Source organism: Klebsiella sp. CSG-1, assembly GCF_056521145.1.
The window spans coordinates 697939-712418 of sequence record NZ_JBWNLD010000002.1 but is presented as its reverse complement, the minus strand read 5'-3'; the positions used below and the strand labels follow the sequence as shown (position 1 = coordinate 712418).

At 56.8% G+C, this 14480-nt stretch carries 12 protein-coding genes and 1 other RNA gene; 9 read left to right on the top strand and 4 right to left on the bottom strand.

Features of this window, described 5'->3' with window-relative positions; all coding sequences use genetic code 11:
• Positions 1-23 precede the first annotated feature (23 nt).
• Positions 24-387: a transfer-messenger RNA gene (ssrA, locus tag AC007G_RS07960) on the top strand.
• A 135-nt stretch (positions 388-522) separates the two neighbouring features.
• Here ssrA and AC007G_RS07955 read toward each other — a convergent pair.
• Entirely contained in the window at positions 523-876 is a 354-nt protein-coding gene (locus AC007G_RS07955) for a helix-turn-helix domain-containing protein (protein WP_032686424.1), read from the bottom strand.
• A gap of 333 nt (positions 877-1209) precedes the next feature.
• Here AC007G_RS07955 and oqxA point away from each other — a divergent pair, with 333 nt between their 5' ends.
• Together oqxA and oqxB are read left to right on the top strand one after the other, a co-directional pair.
• Complete coding sequence (oqxA, locus tag AC007G_RS07950) at positions 1210-2385, top strand: multidrug efflux RND transporter periplasmic adaptor subunit OqxA (protein WP_032686423.1); 1176 nt, start codon at positions 1210-1212, stop codon at positions 2383-2385.
• 23 nt (positions 2386-2408) lie between these two features.
• Complete coding sequence (gene oqxB / locus AC007G_RS07945; RefSeq protein ID WP_032686422.1) at positions 2409-5561, top strand: multidrug efflux RND transporter permease subunit OqxB; 3153 nt, start codon at positions 2409-2411, stop codon at positions 5559-5561.
• Positions 5562-6319: 758 nt separating this feature from the next.
• On the opposite strand, the gene oqxR is transcribed toward oqxB, so the two are convergent.
• The 3 genes from oqxR to AC007G_RS07930 form a co-directional block, all read right to left on the bottom strand.
• Entirely contained in the window at positions 6320-6796 is a 477-nt protein-coding gene (gene oqxR, locus AC007G_RS07940) for an efflux pump transcriptional repressor OqxR (protein ID WP_032686421.1), read from the bottom strand.
• A 185-nt stretch (positions 6797-6981) separates the two neighbouring features.
• Positions 6982-7329 (bottom strand): DUF6404 family protein, encoded by a 348-nt coding sequence (locus tag AC007G_RS07935; protein WP_032698991.1) that lies wholly within the window; start codon positions 7327-7329, stop codon positions 6982-6984.
• A gap of 131 nt (positions 7330-7460) precedes the next feature.
• Positions 7461-8372: a LysR family transcriptional regulator gene (locus AC007G_RS07930; protein WP_032691068.1), complete on the bottom strand. Its 912-nt coding sequence runs from the start codon at positions 8370-8372 to the stop codon at positions 7461-7463.
• Positions 8373-8484: 112 nt separating this feature from the next.
• Between AC007G_RS07930 and speB the strand changes: the two genes are divergently transcribed.
• Genes speB through AC007G_RS07900 form a run of 6 tightly spaced genes read left to right on the top strand, consistent with a single transcriptional unit; the run spans position 8485 to position 14480 of the window.
• On the top strand, positions 8485-9435 hold the full coding sequence (gene speB / locus AC007G_RS07925; protein ID WP_032696815.1) for an agmatinase: 951 nt from the start codon (positions 8485-8487) through the stop codon (positions 9433-9435).
• A gap of 12 nt (positions 9436-9447) precedes the next feature.
• Complete coding sequence (locus AC007G_RS07920; RefSeq protein ID WP_032691066.1) at positions 9448-10308, top strand: sugar phosphate isomerase/epimerase family protein; 861 nt, start codon at positions 9448-9450, stop codon at positions 10306-10308.
• Entirely contained in the window at positions 10308-11384 is a 1077-nt protein-coding gene (locus AC007G_RS07915) for an isopenicillin N synthase family dioxygenase (RefSeq protein WP_015585910.1), read from the top strand. Before AC007G_RS07920 ends, AC007G_RS07915 begins: the two co-directional genes overlap by 1 nt.
• 9 nt (positions 11385-11393) lie before the next feature.
• Positions 11394-12197: an ABC transporter substrate-binding protein gene (locus AC007G_RS07910; RefSeq protein WP_032696814.1), complete on the top strand. Its 804-nt coding sequence runs from the start codon at positions 11394-11396 to the stop codon at positions 12195-12197.
• A gap of 33 nt (positions 12198-12230) precedes the next feature.
• Positions 12231-13751 carry an amino acid ABC transporter permease/ATP-binding protein gene (locus AC007G_RS07905; protein WP_142631012.1) on the top strand — a complete coding sequence of 507 codons (1521 nt, stop codon included), beginning with the start codon at positions 12231-12233 and terminating at the stop codon, positions 13749-13751.
• Complete coding sequence (locus AC007G_RS07900; protein WP_032691063.1) at positions 13752-14480, top strand: class II aldolase/adducin family protein; 729 nt, start codon at positions 13752-13754, stop codon at positions 14478-14480.

The window sequence follows — 14480 nt, the reverse complement described above, 5'->3', positions numbered from 1 at the left end:
TGTTATACTCGCCTTAACACATTGGGGCTGATTCTGGATTCGACGGGATTCGCGAAACCCAAGGTGCATGCCGAGGGGCGGTTGGCCTCGTAAAAAGCCGCAAAAAATAGTCGCAAACGACGAAAACTACGCTTTAGCAGCTTAATAACCTGCTAAGAGCCCTCTCTCCCTAGCTTCCGCTCTTAAGACGGGGAATAAAGAGAGGTCAAACCCAAAAGAGATCGCGTGGAAGCCCTGCCTGGGGTTGAAGCGTTAAAACTAATCAGGCTAGTTTGTCAGTGGCGTGTCCGTCCGCAGCTGGCCAGCGAATGTAAAGACTGGACTAAGCATGTAGTGCCGAGGATGTAGGAATTTCGGACGCGGGTTCAACTCCCGCCAGCTCCACCAAAATTCTCCATCGGTGATTACCAGAGTCATCCGATGAAGTCCTAAGAGCCCGCACGGCGCAAGCCCTGCGGGCTTTTTTGTGCCCTTAATTCGTCCCGTTAAACCTGAACCTCCTGATGAAATCCCGCCCCACCATCAGCCTGGACGCTGGCACGATGGCGCCGTTCCCATGCTGCGGCGCCAGACCCCCGGTGCCTGGCCATACTGGCGCTTGAAGCTGCGATTGAAGGATTGCTGGGAGTCAAAGCCCAGCGCGATGGCCACGTTCAGAATCGGCTCGTCGCTGCGGGTTAAGCGCTCAAGCGATTTTTGCAGCTTCCGGGCGCGGATGTATTCGCCGATGGGATGACCGGTATGCTCTTTGAAGATCCGCTGAAGATGCCATTTTGAATAACCTGCCCGCCTGGAGACCGTATCAATATCGAGGCGGCTTTCAAGGTTATTATCAATCCAGTCAAGTAAATCATGTATAAAAGCGCCAGTGTTCATGCCGGGTTCCCCTGGGCTGTTAATAAAAGTATCTTTATCTAATACATTTAAAAGTGACCTGCTTTTGCATAAATTGCAAGTTTTATTGTTACATTAAAATCCCTGCCTGAAATGTGCCTTTCCCGCGCAACGGAAACAGCACATAAAGTGCAACAATTATTCTTGCACTTAGTTAAGCGCCTTCCTACAATCGCCGCGATAGTGTATTCGCAACTGTTACAGTTTTGTGGCGATGAACGACACAAATGGCCTTAAGCCTGCCCGGACATAGGAAGTCGCGCCGCGTCCTTCGCTGCGTCTTGCCCGGCGGCAACAATTACCGGAATAAAAATAATGAGCCTGCAAAAAACCTGGGTTAACTTTTATCTGCGCGGACTGGGGAGCGCAGTCATCGCCATGCTACTTGCCAGCTGCGATAACAGCGCTGCGCAAAACGCCGCTCCGCAAGCCCCTGCCGTCAGCGCCGCTGACGTAGTGGTGAAATCCATTAGCCAGTGGGACAGCTTTAACGGCCGAATTGAAGCGGTAGAAAGCGTTCAGCTCCGTCCACGCGTCTCCGGCTACATTGAAAAAGTGAACTACACCGACGGCCAGGAAGTGAAAAAGGGCGAGGTGCTATTCACTATCGATGACAGAACCTATCGCGCCGCCCTCGAGCAGGCGCAGGCAACGCTGGCAAGAGCCAAAACACAGGCCAGCCTGGCGCGCAGCGAGGCCAGTCGTACCGACAAATTAATCAACACCAACGTGGTATCCCGCGAGGAGTGGGAGCAGCGCCGTTCGGCCGCTACCCAGGCGCAGGCCGACATCCAGGCCGCACAGGCAGCCGTTGATGCCGCTCAACTTAACCTTGATTTTACCAAAGTGACCGCCCCTATCGATGGCCGCGCCAGCCGCGCGCTGATCACCAGCGGTAACCTCGTAACCGCTGGTGACAGCGCCAGCGTGCTGACGACAGTGGTCTCGCAGAAGACGGTCTACGTCTATTTTGATGTCGACGAATCAACCTACCTTCACTATCAAAACCTCGCCCGCAGTGGCCAGGGGGCTGCCAGCAATCACCTTGCGCTCCCGGTTGAGATTGGTCTTGTCGGAGAGGACGGCTACCCCCATCAGGGGAAAGTGGATTTCCTCGATAATCAGCTAACCCCGAGCACCGGCACTATCCGGATGCGCGCGCTGCTGGATAACACCCAGCGTCAGTTCATACCGGGCCTGTTTGCCCGCGTGCGCCTGCCGGGCAGCGCTGAATTCCAGGCCACGCTGATCGACGACAAAGCGGTCCTGACCGATCAGGATCGGAAATACGTCTATATCGTTGATAAAGACGGTAAAGCGCAGCGCCGTGATATCAAACCGGGTCGCCTGGCCGCCGGTTTACGCATCGTCCAGCAGGGGCTGAATCCTGGCGATAAAGTCATCGTCGAGGGTTTGCAAAAAGTGTTTATGCCCGGGATGCCGGTTAACGCGAAAACCGTGGCGATGACCACCAGCACCGCCCTCAACTGATCCCTTACCAGAGAATCCGACGCATGGACTTTTCCCGCTTTTTTATCGACAGGCCGATTTTCGCCGCGGTGCTGTCGATTTTGATTTTTATTACCGGGCTCATCGCCATCCCGCTGCTACCGGTCAGCGAATACCCTGACGTCGTACCGCCGAGTGTGCAGGTACGCGCGGAGTATCCGGGCGCCAACCCGAAAGTGATCGCCGAGACCGTGGCGACGCCGCTGGAAGAAGCGATCAACGGCGTCGAAAACATGATGTACATGAAGTCCGTCGCCGGCTCCGACGGCGTACTGGTCACCACCGTCACCTTCCGCCCAGGCACCGATCCGGATCAGGCGCAGGTTCAGGTACAAAACCGGGTATCGCAGGCCGAAGCGCGTCTGCCGGAAGACGTACGCCGTCTGGGGATTACCACCCAGAAACAGTCACCGACGCTCACCCTGGTGGTGCATCTGTTTTCGCCCAACGGTAAATACGATTCGCTATATATGCGTAACTACGCCACCTTAAAAGTGAAGGACGAACTGGCGCGCCTGCCCGGCGTCGGCCAAATCCAGATTTTTGGTGCCGGCGAATACGCCATGCGAATCTGGCTGGATCCGAATAAGGTGGCCGCACGTGGGTTGACCGCCTCCGATGTGGTGACGGCGATGCAGGAGCAAAACGTGCAGGTGTCCGCCGGGCAGCTTGGCGCCGAGCCATTGCCGAAAGAGAGCGACTTCCTGATCTCGATTAACGCCCAGGGTCGTCTGCACACGGAGGAAGAGTTCGGTAATATCATTCTCAAAACGGCCCAGGATGGTTCGCTGGTACGCCTGCGCGACGTTGCACGCATCGAAATGGGGTCGGGCAGCTATGCGCTACGTTCCCAGCTTAACAATAAAGATGCGGTCGGGATCGGTATCTTCCAGTCGCCGGGGGCCAACGCCATTGATTTGTCAAATGCGGTACGCGCCAAAATGGACGAACTGTCCACGCGTTTCCCGGAAGATATGAAGTGGGCCGCCCCTTACGACCCCACCGTTTTTGTGCGCGACTCCATTCGTGCGGTGGTGCAAACCCTGCTCGAAGCGGTGGTGCTGGTGGTACTGGTGGTGATCCTGTTCCTGCAAACCTGGCGCGCATCGATTATTCCATTGATTGCCGTACCGGTCTCGGTGGTGGGGACGTTCGGTATTCTCTATCTGCTTGGCTTCTCGCTTAATACCCTGAGCCTGTTCGGTCTGGTTCTCGCCATTGGGATCGTGGTGGACGACGCGATTGTGGTGGTGGAAAACGTCGAGCGCAATATCGAAGAGGGGCTCGCCCCTCTGCAGGCGGCACACCAGGCGATGCGTGAAGTTTCCGGGCCGATTATCGCCATCGCCCTGGTGCTGTGCGCGGTGTTCGTGCCGATGGCCTTCCTCTCTGGTGTAACCGGGCAGTTCTATAAACAGTTTGCGGTGACGATCGCGATTTCGACGGTGATCTCGGCCATCAACTCGCTGACTCTCTCCCCGGCGCTGGCGGCCCTGCTACTGAAGCCGCACGGCGCGCCGAGAGACCTCCCAACCCGGCTTATCGATCGCCTGTTCGGCTGGCTGTTCCGCCCGTTTAACCGCTTTTTCCATCGTAGCTCACATGGTTACCAGGGGCTGGTTGGCAAAACGCTCGGACGACGTGGCGCCGTGTTTATTGTTTACCTGCTGCTGCTCGGCGCCGCCGGCGTGATGTTTAAAGCCGTGCCGGGCGGGTTTATTCCCACCCAGGACAAGCTCTACCTGATTGGCGGCGTGAAAATGCCGGAAGGTTCTTCGCTGGCCCGCACCGACGCGGTCATCCGTAAAATGAGCGAAATCGGGATGAACACGGAAGGCGTGGATTATGCGGTGGCGTTTCCAGGGCTTAACGCGCTGCAATTCACCAATACGCCGAACACCGGCACGGTATTTTTTGGCCTGAAGCCATTCGATCAGCGTAAACATTCTGCGGCGGAAATTAACGCCGAGATCAATGCCAAAATCGCGCAAATCCAGGAAGGCTTTGGCTTCTCAATCCTGCCGCCGCCGATTCTCGGCCTCGGCCAGGGTTCCGGTTACTCGCTGTATATTCAGGATCGAGGGGGCTTAGGTTACGGCGCGCTACAAACGGCGGTGAATACTCTGTCCGGGGCAATCATGCAAACGCCGGGAATGCATTTCCCTATTTCAACCTACCAGGCAAACGTACCGCAGCTGGATGTGCAGGTCGATCGCGACAAGGCGAAAGCGCAGGGGGTATCGCTGACCGATCTGTTCGGTACGCTGCAAACCTACCTGGGATCATCTTATGTGAACGACTTTAACCAGTTCGGCCGAACCTGGCGCGTCATGGCGCAGGCCGACGGGCCATTCCGCGACAGCGTGGAGGATATTGCTAATCTGCGCACCCGCAATAACCAGGGTGAAATGGTGCCGATCGGCAGTATGGTTAACATCAGCACCACCTACGGGCCAGATCCGGTGATCCGCTACAACGGTTATCCGGCGGCGGATCTGATCGGCGACGCCGATCCTCGGGTGCTCTCTTCCGCTCAGGCGATGACCAAACTGGCCGCGATGTCCGGCCAGCTGCTGCCGAATGGTATGAACATCGAATGGACGGATCTCAGCTTCCAGCAGGCCACCCAGGGCAACACGGCGCTGATTGTCTTCCCGGTGGCGGTACTTCTGGCGTTCCTGGTGCTGGCGGCGCTGTATGAAAGCTGGACGCTGCCGCTGGCGGTGATCCTCATCGTTCCGATGACTCTGCTCTCCGCCCTGTTCGGCGTCTGGCTCACCGGCGGCGATAATAACGTCTTCGTGCAGGTTGGACTGGTGGTGTTAATGGGGCTGGCTTGTAAAAATGCGATCCTGATCGTTGAGTTTGCTCGCGAGCTGGAAATTCAGGGGAAAGGGATCATGGAAGCAGCGCTGGAAGCCTGTCGCCTGCGTCTGCGTCCGATCGTGATGACCTCCATCGCCTTTATTGCCGGGACGATACCGCTGATCCTCGGCCACGGAGCGGGTGCGGAAGTGCGCGGCGTCACCGGGATTACGGTGTTCTCCGGGATGCTCGGGGTAACGCTGTTTGGTCTGTTCCTGACGCCGGTGTTCTACGTCACGCTGCGTAAGCTGGTCACGCGCGGTAAACCGACGCTGGAAACGCTGCCTGAATAGATGACAACAAAAAACCGCCTTCTGAATGAAGGCGGATACGGATGACAAACCGGTTTTGAACATTATGCCCACGAGTTGCCGGGTGGCGGCTGACGCCTGACCCGGCCTACCAAACCCGAACTATCAAGCAATGGCACACTCTGCGTAAACCTACAAAACCCGTACTATCAAACGATGGCACAATCTGTGTAGGCCCGCGCAAGCGAAGCGCCGCCGGGCAATGTAATAAGCTCGCTCTTTATCAGCAATCTACGCCTTCGGTGTGAAGGCGATACTGATGACAAACCGGTTTTGAACATTATGCCCACGAGTTGCCGGGTGGCGGCTGACCCGGCCTACAAACCCCGTACTATCAAGCAATGACACAATCTGTGTAGGCCTACAAAACCCATAATATCAAACGATGGCACAATCTCTGTAGGCCCGCGCAAGCGAAGCGCCGCCGGGCAATGTAATAAGCTCGCTCTTTATCAGCAATCTACGCCTTCTGTGTGAAGGCGTAGATTGCTGATAAACCGGTTTTGAACATTATGCCCACGAGTTGCCGGGTGGCGGCTGACGCCTGACCCGGCCTACCAAACCCGAACTATCAAGCAATGGCACAATCTGCGTAAACCTACAAAACCCGTACTATCAAACGATGGCACAATCTCTGTAGGCCCGCGCAAGCGAAGCGCCGCCGGGCAATGTAAGAAGTTCGCTCTTTGTCAGCAATCTACGCCTTCGGTGTGAAGGCATTTTTTGCGCGGACGGCAGGATTAATGCGCTTTTTTCAGGATATCCAGTTCTGGTAACAGCTCGCAGCCGCTGGTATCGCCTTTTTTGACCTTTTCCAGCGCGCTTGCCACGGTATGACGGGCCAGCACATCCAGGGAGGCCTGCTCTGCTTCGTCGGCGATAGACTTGAAGTACCAGCAGGCGTTGGCGCTGACCACACAGCGGGCCGGCACATCGGGCCGCGACGCCCACAGCTTTTTATCTTCGATCACTGATACGTAGATATCGCGCAAGGTGATGCTCTCCGCCGGGCGACCAAGATGGATGGAACCGTTGCGTCCCAGCGTGGAGACAATAATACCGTCACGGGTGAGCGGCACCATTAATTTGCGGATAAAGCTCGGATTGGCTTCCAGGCCATAGGCCAGAATCGCACTTGTCGAGCGTTGACCCAACTGCTCCGCCATCGCTACGCTGAGAACCATCTGCAAAGCTGTCGGGAAGCGATAATCTAACATTTTATCTTCCTGGGTTGCGGCGAATCTTATTCTTTTTGGCGCCGCAGAGGTGAATAAGCAATGAACAACAATATAACAAATACGGTCATTTTTTTGAAGCAATCTACGCGCCACCCGTGGCGTAAAAGACACTTTCCGCACCACGGATATCGCCATCCAGGGTATTTAACCCCCCACGTTCATCGCTAAAGACGATCCCAGTCCGGCAGGTTGTTGGCACGCTTACGCCAGACATGAAATAGCGCCATCAAAAAGCCGAATAAGCCCCCGGCGGTCACGCTGGCGAACAGCGCGCCAGAGACGCTATAGCCTTCACTTTGCCAGGTGCTAAACCACATCATAAGCCCCCACAGCGGGCCAAACCAGGCGGCGAAGAACAGCGTATTCAGCCAGAATGGAGCAAACGGCGGCGGCGGCATTTTGCCTCCGACTTTCCAGAAAAGACGCAGCAGCGGAGGCGCATAGTTGCTCCGCCACATCTTTTTCTCCTCCATTAGCGCAAGCGCTTTTTTCTTCTTCTGTTCAAATGCCATCGTTCCGCTCCTTCCTCTGGAGATAAATAAAGCCCGTTAAGAGTGGTCAATATTCAGCCACAGGCCCGGAAAAACAGCAATACTCAACATTTGCCGTGCTGCTCCCCAGGGGAGCCAGACTGCCACCGCCCTCAATAATTCCACTTCGGCCTGGCCACCGTATTCTTCTTCAGCAAATTGCGAAACTCTTTCAGATACGGCTCATTGCTGCGCCCGCGTTTGCAGATCGCCGAGAACGGCGACTGGAAGCCAAATTCGTTAGGCAGCAGCACCCTCAGCCGGTTCTCCTTGATCCACGGCCAGGCATAATGCTCAGGGAGATAGCCGATATATTTTCCTGAGAGAATCAGCAGCAGCTGCGCATCGACGGTTTCCACGGTGGCACTGCCTTTACTGAAACCGCGCCGCCGCAGGTCGCTGGTATTCCAGTAGCTGCGGGTCACCAGCGGACACTGGCTGATGTGGTCTTTATCAAGCTGACGGCTGAAAAACATCGGATGAAGATCGCTGCAGTAGAGCCAGTGCTGCTCGCGATAGAGCGGCTCGCTGATAATGTTATGCACCTGGGAGTTATAGCTGCCGATCGCCAAATCGATATGGTTGTTCAGCACGCCGTTAAGCTGCTCCGCCGGAGTGCGGATAATCAGCTTGATATGCACATGGGGAAACTTATCGCTGAAGCTACGCAGGACCACCGGCAGCGACAGCGCGGTTTCGGTTTCAATCGAGTCCAGCGTTGAGATGCAGATCGTGCCGCTGTGCTCGCCTTTCAGCAGCGCCGACTGGCGCTCCAGCTCGTTCAGCTCGCTCAGCACCCGAATCGCCTGCTGTAAAAACTGCTGCCCTTTCTCAGTCAGGGCAAAACCGCCGCGCCCGCGCTGGCACAAGCTGAACCCCAGCTGCCCTTCCAACTGAGACATCGCGTTACTGATCGCCGACACGGAAATCCCCAGCTCCTGCTGGGCCCTGCTATAGCTTTCCAGGCGCGCCACCGCCTCAAAAACCTGCAGCTGTCGAATATTGAGATTGCCGTCGTTGAGCATGTTTAGTTCACCAATAAATGAACTAAGTATTTACGGCAGACGATGTAAAGTCCAGCCCATCTTTCGCACTATCTCCCTGTCGAGTATTTGTGTGTCAGATTCAGGAGCTGAAATGGATAACGTCTTTCATCAACCGCAGGGTGGCAACGAGATGCCACGTTTTGGCGGCCGCGCAACGATGATGCGCCTGCCGTTTATCGAAGATTTACAGGGACTTGATGCGGCATTCGTCGGTATCCCGTTAGACATCGGTACCTCTCAGCGCTCCGGTACCCGCTACGGGCCGCGCTATATCCGCACCGAATCGGTGATGATTCGCCCCTATAACATGGCAACCGGCGCAGCGCCTTTTGAATCGCTGTCGGTGGCCGACATTGGCGACGTACCGATCAACACCTACAGCCTGCTCAAATCGGTGCAGATCATCGAGGATTACTACACCGGTTTAAATAGTTTCCCCCTCATCCCGCTGACTCTCGGGGGAGACCACACCATCACCCTGCCGATTCTGCGCGCCCTGAGCAAAAAACATGGCCCGGTTGGCCTGATTCATGTCGATGCGCATACCGACACCAACGACGAGATGTTCGGCGAGAAAATCGCCCACGGCACCACTTTCCGCCGCGCCGTTGAAGAGGGTCTGCTAGACCTCAAACGGGTGGTGCAGATTGGCCAGCGTGCCCAGGGTTACGCCGCCGGCGACTTTCAGTGGGGCGTCGACCAGGGCTTCCGTCTGGTACAGGCGGAACAGTGCTGGCACAAATCCCTCGCCCCGCTGATGGCTGAAGTCCGCCAGCAGATGGGCGATGGCCCGGTCTATCTCAGCTTCGATATCGACAGCCTCGATCCCATCTGGGCGCCCGGTACCGGCACGCCGGAAGTCGGCGGCCTGACATCGATTCAGGCGCTGGAAATCGTTCGCGGCTGCCGCGGTCTGAACCTGATTGGCTGCGATCTGGTCGAGGTCTCTCCACCCTACGACGTGAGCGGCAACACCTCCCAGCTGGCGGCAAACCTGCTGTACGAAATGCTCTGCGTCCTGCCCGGCGTGAAATACCCATAGAGGATTCGGCTCATGCAACTCACGGTTTTTCGTACGCTTTGGGGTGTCACCACCCCATGGCAGCAAACGGTCAACGAGCTGAAAAGCGTCGGCTGCGCTGGCATCGAAGCACGCGTACCGCTGACCCCGGAAGAGCAGCAGACGCTGGCCCGACGCCTGCAGGAATCGGCGCTGGAGTATATCGCTATCGTCTTCAGCGGCGGCGGCGTGATTCCGGCGCAGGCCGACACGCCGCAGCAGCATCTTGAACGTCTGAAAGGTCGTTTCGCTGACGCCAAAGCGCTGAACCCGCGCTTCGTTAATCTGCTGGCCGGCAACGACCGCTGGCCGCTGGCGCAGCAGGTGGATTTTCTCGGCCAGGCCCACGAGCTGGCGGCAGCGTATGAGCTGACCTGCAGCTTTGAAACCCATCGCGCCACCTCGCTGTATAGCCCGTGGCTGACTCTCGAGATTATCCAGCAGTTGCCTCAGCTGCGGTTTACCGCCGATATCAGCCACTGGATTGTGGTGAGTGAACGGCTGCTGGATGACCCCTGCGATGATTTCAGCGCCTTTATCGACCGCGTGCACCACATTCAGGCCCGCGCCGGTTATGACCAGGGGCCGCAGGTGCCCCATCCGGCCGCGCCGGAATATCGGGCTGCGCTGCAGTTTCAGCAGCGCTTCTGGCAACAAATCTGGCGCTCGCAGCGCCGGCGTGGGTATCAGCACACCACGCTGACGCCCGAGTTTGGCCCCGACGGCTATCTGCATCACCTGCCGTTCACCAACGTCCCGGTGGCCGATCTGTGGTCGCTGAATGCATGGATGGCGAAACATGAACAGCAGCATTTCGCCGAGTTTTTATCGCTAACCGAAAAGGATCTGTCGTAATGAGCGTCGCAAAAAGTTCTTTCACTGAGTTACCGACCATCGATATCAGCGATCTGGCCAGCGACAGTCTGGCAAAGCGCCAGGCCGTCGCCGACACCATCGGCAAAGCGGCGCGGGAAGTCGGCTTTTTCTACATCACCGGTCACGGTATCGCCCCTGAGCTGATCGCCGGCATCCGCGCGGCGGCAAAAGCGCTCTTCGCCCTGCCGATGGAGCAAAAGATGCAGTACTACATCGGCCACTCCCGCAGCCATAAAGGCTATGTCCCGGAAGGCGAAGAGATTTACGGCTCCGGCAAACCGGACCATAAAGAGGCGTTCGATATTGGCTTCCAGGCGGCGGACGACCATCCGTTTGTGCTGGCCGGCACGCCGCTGATTGGCGCCAACGAGTGGCCGGAACTCGCGGAATTTCAATCCCGGGTGCTGGCCTACTATGACGCGGTTTTCGCCCTTGGCCATCGCCTGTTTGACGCCTTTGCCCTCGCCCTTGGTCTGCCGGAAGGATATTTCAAGGCGATGGTGACCTGCCCGCCGTCGAAGCTGCGTCTGATTCACTACCCCTTTGATGCCAGCGCCGAGGATGTTCCCGGTATTGGTGCACACACCGATTACGAGTGCTTCACCCTGCTGCTCGCCGACCAGCCGGGTCTGGAAGTGTTGAACGAAGAAAGCGTCTGGATCGATGCGCCGCCGGCGAAGAGCGCCGCCGGAGAAGAGGCTTTCGTGATCAATATCGGCGACATGCTGGAAGTATTAAGCGCTGGCACATTTGTTGCTACAGCTCACCGTGTTCGCAAGGTGCCGCAGGAACGCTACTCCTTCCCGCTGTTTTTCGCCTGCGATTACCACACGCTGATCCGGCCGCTGCCCAATTTTTTAGCCGCCGGAGAAGCCAGCGACTACCAGGAATTAAGCATTGGCGAGCATATGTGGAGCCAGGCGCTGCAAACCTATCGCTACCTGCGTGAGAAAGTCACCCGCGGCGAACTGCAGCTTCCGGAGCGCGCCCGCGGCACCAACACCTTTGGTCACCTGAAGAAACAAGCACAGCAAAAAACCGTTAATAACCCGTGAGGATACATGATGAAAAAAACGCTTAAGTCGCTCTCGCGCCGTGTGGCTTTGGGCATCGCCGTCGCCGCTTGCTTTTCTCCGCTGACCCAGGCCGCAGAACTGCTGACCGATGGTGTCTTTAAAGTCGGTATGGAGGTCACCTATCCGCCGTTTGAATCCTATGACAGCAACAATAATATCGTTGGCCTCGATCCGGAGTTTGCCGCGCTGATTGCCGAACAGCTAAAAGCGAAGCCGCAGCTGATCGACACCAAATTCACCAGCCTGATTTTAGGCATCGGCAAGAAATACGACGCGGTGATCTCCGGCATGTACGTCACGCCGGAGCGCCTGAAACAGGCCGATGCGATCCCTTACGCCCTGTCCGGCGCGTCGATCATTGCCCTGAAGAGCAGCGCGATACAGCCCAAAACGGAAGACGAGCTCTGCGGCGTCAAGGTGGGCCTGCAGCAGGGCACCACCTGGGTCACCAGCCTGAAGAATCACTCCGACGAGTATTGCCTGAAGAACGGTAAACCGGCCATCAGCATCCAGGAGTTCCCGACCGCGCCGGAAGCTTCGCAGGCCCTGCTGTCGAAAAACATTAACGCGCAGTTAGAAATCGCTCCGGCGGCGCAAATCATTGTCGATAAAAGTCGTGGGCGGCTGGCTATCAGCTCCACGCGGCTGGTCTACCCGCTGCCTCTGGGGATTTACGTTGCGAAGGGAAATAGCGAACTGGTGACCGCTATTAAATCAACATTAACCACCTTAAAAGCCAACGGAAAATATGACGCCATTATCAAGAAATACAATTTAGAGCGCATCGATTAAATACAATAAAGCACACGAGCAACAGGAGTCGGTATGGAGTTCGATTGGGGATACTTTTTCTCATTATTTAGCGTTGGGGCATTCTGGCAGGCGTGTATCACCGTCATCGTCGTCAGCTCATTGTCCTGGTTTATTGGCCTGGTATTAGGATTTTTATTAGCCTGCGCGAAGCTCTCCGGCCCGCGCTGGCTAAAGGTTCCCGTCGAACTCTATATTTGGTTTTTCCGCAGCGTGCCGTTAATGGTGCTGCTGGTCTTTGTCTATAACCTGCCGCAGCTCTTCCCGGTCACCCAGCCGCTGCTCGGTATTCCGTTTATTGCCGGATTAGTATCGATGACCGTTACCGAAGCAGCCTATATGGCGGAAATCCATCGCGGCGGATTAATGTCGGTGGCGAAAGGACAAAGCGAAGCCGGTCACGCATTAAGTTTCAGCTTTATTGGTATTCAGCGCTTAATTATTATTCCGCAGGCGTTTCGTATTTCGTTACCCACCCTGATTAATGAATACATCACGATTATTAAGCTCAGCTCAATATTATCGGTTATTTCACTTCCGGAGCTGCTGCTCACCGGCCAGCGCCTGTATGCGCAAAACTTCCTCGTCATGGAGACGCTGCTGGCAGTCGCGGTCTACTACGTCATGGTGGTGACGGTCTTCACCTGGCTGTTCCGGGCGCTGGAAAATGTACTGGATATTCAGCAAAAGCGCCCGCAGACCTTCAATGACGCCGAGTGTGAAGCCCTGCGTCAGTCGCTGAAGGCGCCGCAGCATACGGCGAAGGCCGAACCCACCAGCGGCAATCCGCCGGCGCTCGATCTGCGCGCGATCGAGAAATCCTGGGGCCAGCATCAGGTCCTGAAAGGTATCGATCTGAAAGTCGAAAACGGGCAGGTCATCAGCATCATCGGGCCGTCGGGGTCCGGCAAAACCACCCTTATCCGCACCATTAACGCGCTGGAAAGCATCGATGCCGGGGAGATTGTGCTCTATGGCGAAGATTACCTTAAGGGGGCGGCTATCGTGGATAAACCGCAGATGCGCGCCGGCGTGCGGCGTATCGGCATGGTTTTCCAGAGTTTCAACCTGTTCCCTCACCGCACGGTGCTCGATAACGTCATGCTCGCCCCGCTGTATCACAAGCTGGTTGAACAGCGGGTGGCCAGAGAGCAGGCCCTCTATCTGCTGGATCGCGTCGGCCTGCTGGCCCATGCCGAAAAATATCCCTGGCAGCTCTCCGGCGGCCAGCAGCAGCGCGTCGCCATCGCCAGGGCGCTGGCTTTAAAACCGGACATCATGCTGTTTGACGAACCCACCTCAGCGCTGGACCCAGAACTGGTGGGGGAAGTGCTGAAGGTGATTCAGTCTCTTGCCCGTGAAGGGATGACGATGCTGATCGTCACCCATGAGATGGACTTCGCTTTATCCATCTCTGACCGGGTGGTGATGATGGAAAACGGCGTCGTGGCAAGCGATGTGCCTCCACAGCGCATCCGCAACGGCGCGGGAGATCCGACGCTGAGCCGCATACGTGAATTTATGGGAGTGCAATAAATGACGACTGAACGTGAACTACGCCAGGACCTGGCTGCCGCCTACCGTCTGGCGGCGCTGTTTGGCTGGGAAGATACGCTGTATACCCACTTTTCCGTCCGCCTGCCGGGCGACGGCGAACCGCGGTTTCTGATAAACCCGTTCGGCATGATGTTCGATGAGGTGACGGCCAGTAATCTCATCGTCGTCGATATGCAGGGAAAGGTCGTGGAAGGCCACGCTCCGGCCAACTCAGCCGGTTTTACCATCCACAGCGCGGTGCATATGGCGCGGGAAGATGCGCATTGCGTCATCCATACCCATACGCTGCCGGGCATGGCGGTCGCCGCCTGCCAGCAGGGATTGTTACAGCTTAACCAGATCAGCACCGAGTTTTACCAGCGCGTCGGCTACCACCCGTATGAGGGCGTCGCCTTTGACCTCGACGAGCGCGAGCGAATCCAGCGTTCGCTCGGGAACAATATCGCCATGATTTTACAAAGCCACGGACTGCTGTCGGTCGGGCGTACCGTTGCCGATGCGTTTTACATCATGTACTACCTCAACCGCGCCTGCGAAATTCAAATGGCCAGCGCACAGCTCGCTCCGCTCAGCGCCATCCACACCATTCCTGCACACCTGAGCCAACACGCCTGCGAACAGCTGATGGGCGTGGAACATGAACGCCAGCTGGTCTGGCAGGCGTGGTTGCGCCGCCTGAACCGTCTCGACACTTCTTACAAAGACTAA

Excerpts from the sequence above, each read along its gene's own strand:
- AC007G_RS07955 (WP_032686424.1), bottom strand. The coding sequence starts at position 876 with ATGAACACTGGCGCTTTTATACATGATTTACTTGACTGGATTGATAAT.
- oqxA (WP_032686423.1), top strand. The coding sequence starts at position 1,210 with ATGAGCCTGCAAAAAACCTGGGTTAACTTTTATCTGCGCGGACTGGGG.
- oqxB (WP_032686422.1), top strand. The coding sequence starts at position 2,409 with ATGGACTTTTCCCGCTTTTTTATCGACAGGCCGATTTTCGCCGCGGTG.
- oqxR (WP_032686421.1), bottom strand. The coding sequence starts at position 6,796 with ATGTTAGATTATCGCTTCCCGACAGCTTTGCAGATGGTTCTCAGCGTA.
- AC007G_RS07935 (WP_032698991.1), bottom strand. The coding sequence starts at position 7,329 with ATGGCATTTGAACAGAAGAAGAAAAAAGCGCTTGCGCTAATGGAGGAG.
- AC007G_RS07930 (WP_032691068.1), bottom strand. The coding sequence starts at position 8,372 with ATGCTCAACGACGGCAATCTCAATATTCGACAGCTGCAGGTTTTTGAG.
- speB (WP_032696815.1), top strand. The coding sequence starts at position 8,485 with ATGGATAACGTCTTTCATCAACCGCAGGGTGGCAACGAGATGCCACGT.
- AC007G_RS07920 (WP_032691066.1), top strand. The coding sequence starts at position 9,448 with ATGCAACTCACGGTTTTTCGTACGCTTTGGGGTGTCACCACCCCATGG.
- AC007G_RS07915 (WP_015585910.1), top strand. The coding sequence starts at position 10,308 with ATGAGCGTCGCAAAAAGTTCTTTCACTGAGTTACCGACCATCGATATC.
- AC007G_RS07910 (WP_032696814.1), top strand. The coding sequence starts at position 11,394 with ATGAAAAAAACGCTTAAGTCGCTCTCGCGCCGTGTGGCTTTGGGCATC.
- AC007G_RS07905 (WP_142631012.1), top strand. The coding sequence starts at position 12,231 with ATGGAGTTCGATTGGGGATACTTTTTCTCATTATTTAGCGTTGGGGCA.
- AC007G_RS07900 (WP_032691063.1), top strand. The coding sequence starts at position 13,752 with ATGACGACTGAACGTGAACTACGCCAGGACCTGGCTGCCGCCTACCGT.